Origin of the sequence: Burkholderia sp. BKH01 (assembly GCF_025685725.1) — a bacterium.
GTDB lineage: Bacteria > Pseudomonadota > Gammaproteobacteria > Burkholderiales > Burkholderiaceae > Burkholderia > Burkholderia pyrrocinia_C.
In genome coordinates, this window is record NZ_JAOTQT010000068.1 from 1 (window position 1) to 420 (window position 420).

Annotated in this window: 1 protein-coding gene; it reads left to right on the forward strand. The window is 61.7% G+C overall.

Annotation, left to right across the window (positions count from 1 at the left end):
- Nucleotides 1-420: hypothetical protein (locus tag OEJ37_RS34840; RefSeq protein WP_263349538.1), on the forward strand; the 420-nt coding region annotated here is incomplete at both ends.

The following is a 420-nucleotide window of genomic DNA, read 5'->3' on the forward strand; positions in this document are numbered from 1 at the left end:
ACGACAGACCCGTCGACGTGGAAGTCGACAGCGAAGTCACCGAGCTGTTCGTCGAACTCAGGCCGGTGGACAGCGAGCTGATGCCGGTCGAGGTCGAAGTCGACAGCGACGTGATGGAGCTGTTGGCCGACGAAAGACCCGTCGAGGTCGACGTGGACAGCGAGCTGATCGAGCTATTAGCCGACGACAGACCCGTCGACGTGGAAGTCGACAGCGAAGTCACCGAGCTGTTCGTCGAGCTCAGGCCGGTGGACAGCGAGATGATGCCAGTCGAGGTCGAGGTCGACAGCGAGGTGATCGAGCTATTTGCCGACGAGAGACCCGTCGAGGTCGACGTGGACAACGACGTGATCGAACTGTTGGCGGACGACAGACCCGTCGACGTGGAAGTCGACAGCGAAGCCACCGAGCTGTTCGTCG